Below are 2008 nucleotides of genomic sequence, written 5' to 3' on the forward strand. Positions count from 1 at the left end.
GGGCGCTTGTACTCCGGGAAATGTGATCCGACACCGGTGATCGTGGTGAATTGGGTGCGGTCGACGCCGAGGGTTTCCAGGACGGTGGCGACGGTCTGGGCGCGTTTCAGGCCGAGGGCCGTCTGGTATTCCATGGGGCTGTCGTTGGCGGTGGTTCCGAGGATCTCCGCTGTGGCTTCCGGATGGGCGATCATCCACGAGGCCAGTGGCTGAAGAGCTGTCGTGGCGGTGTCAGGACTTTTGAAGGTAGCTGTATCGGCGATGAAGTTCACCGAAGACTGCTGGTCAAAGATGATCGTCTCGGGGGTGCACGCGATGGTCAGGGCTTCGGGTGTCCCGGGGTCGAGGATTTTGACCGTGTGGTCGGTCTCGACGGCGGGATTGTCGTTTGGGGTCGAATCCGCGATGACGGTGGCTCCGGCGGCTTCGAAGATGGTCTGCCAGATCGTGACGAGTCGGGTGCGGTTGGCGGCGTCCAGCGAGGGCTGCGGTGGGGCTGTGTAACCGATCCCGGTCAGGATCACGGTTGCGTCGGTCAGGTCGGGGAGAGCCCCTGATCTGGTGAGGAATTCAACGATCTCGTCGGGGTTCGCGCCGAGGGATCCTTCCTGGGTGAGGTCGAGGCGTCCGTGGTCGGAGATCCCGGAGTCGAGTACAACGATCGCCGGGGTGTGGGATCCTTCCGACCGGGACGACTCGACAGCCAGGGCGATTGATTCCAGAAGGTCCGCACCGTCGGTGTTCGGCGGGACGGTGAATTCCCGGTTCAGCAGATTGAGATTCTTCACCGGCTGGTTCTCCCGAAATCTTTCGGAGTCAGAGGGGTCCGAGGCGTGGACGTCGACGTCGGCGACGTAGGGATCGCCTGTGACTTTCACCACGTTGATCGGCCAACCGCTCTGGGTGGCCTTCTTAAGGAGCGCCATGCCGTTCGCGGAGATCTTCGGTGTGGGTGAGTTTTGGCGGGAGCCGGCGACGATGGCCAGGCCGTCGGCGTCGATTGAGTCGGCGAAGGCGGTGTTGGCGGCAACCGGCGCGGCGGCCGGGGAGTCGTTGCTGCTGCAGCTGGTGATCGCAGGCAGGAGAAGGAGGAAGCTGAGCACTGCGGCGGCGGTCATTCTGCGGTTCATGGCGGTGGCGACCTTTCGGTTGTGGGGTCCGGGTGGTTCACTGGCTCAACGAAAGCTGAAATTTTGGTGGGGTGGGTGGTTGTGGGGTTCGGGGTGGTTCACGAGATGAACGAACGCTGAAACGCCGGTGGGGAGGGTGTACAGCTAGGCGGCGTGTGGGTGTTGGGTGCTGTGTGGTCCGGCCCAGATGTGGGTGGGGGGTCCGGTGATGGCGCGGTAGCGGGTGGAGGATGGGCTTGCGCACACGTGTTCGACGATGGTGTGGTGTCCGGCTATGGTGTCGGCGAGGTTGATGAAGGCGTTGTCTGCGCTGGCGATGACGACGCGGTCGTATCGGCGGGCTATGAGGTGGGGGTCGATGTTGGAAAGTAGTGCCTGGTCGGCGCCGTTGGGTCCGTTGTGTCCGATCAAAAGGCGTGTGGTGGGGGGTAGTAGCCAGGCGGCCCAGGCTGTTTTGGCGGCGAGGCCGACGATGACGTGGTCGTGGGGGCGACGTGGAGGGTGGTGGTGTAGTTGTTCCAGAGTGTGGTGACTCGTTGTTTGTTGAGGTCTCCGAGGAGGAGGTTTTCCAGGTCGAGGATGTGGCAGGTTCGTGGTGGTTGTGGGGCGCGGTGTTTTCCTGTGTATTTTCTCGGGGTGTGTCGGGACATGTGGGGTCCTGGTGGGGTGTGGTGGGGTGTGGTTGTACCTGTGTAACGGCCGCTGAAGTGGGTGGGGGTCTAGCGGATCTGCGTTGGTTGGGGGAAGATGGTTGGTTGTTGTGGTTGTTGGTTTTTATGGGGATGGGGTGTGTGTGGTGGGGTGTTTTGAGGGTTCGGTGGAGGATGTTCGGGTTGCTGTGCGGGCTGCGGAGGAAGCCCTCAAACGACGAGACTTCG

General features: G+C 62.6%; 2 protein-coding genes. Both read right to left on the reverse strand.

Translation table 11 applies throughout. The features are described 5' to 3' along the window. The coding region (locus JDV75_RS00030) for an OmpA family protein (protein ID WP_198737230.1) at positions 1-1130 on the reverse strand (1130 nt) is incomplete at its 3' end. A 144-nt stretch (positions 1131-1274) separates the two neighbouring features. Continuing rightward, a complete protein-coding gene (locus JDV75_RS00035; RefSeq protein WP_198737231.1) occupies positions 1275-1541 on the reverse strand; it encodes a hypothetical protein in 267 nt (88 codons plus the stop codon). Positions 1542-2008: the final 467 nt, after the last annotated feature.

This window comes from Corynebacterium meridianum (assembly GCF_016342265.1).
Classification (GTDB): Bacteria; Actinomycetota; Actinomycetes; order Mycobacteriales; family Mycobacteriaceae; genus Corynebacterium; species Corynebacterium meridianum.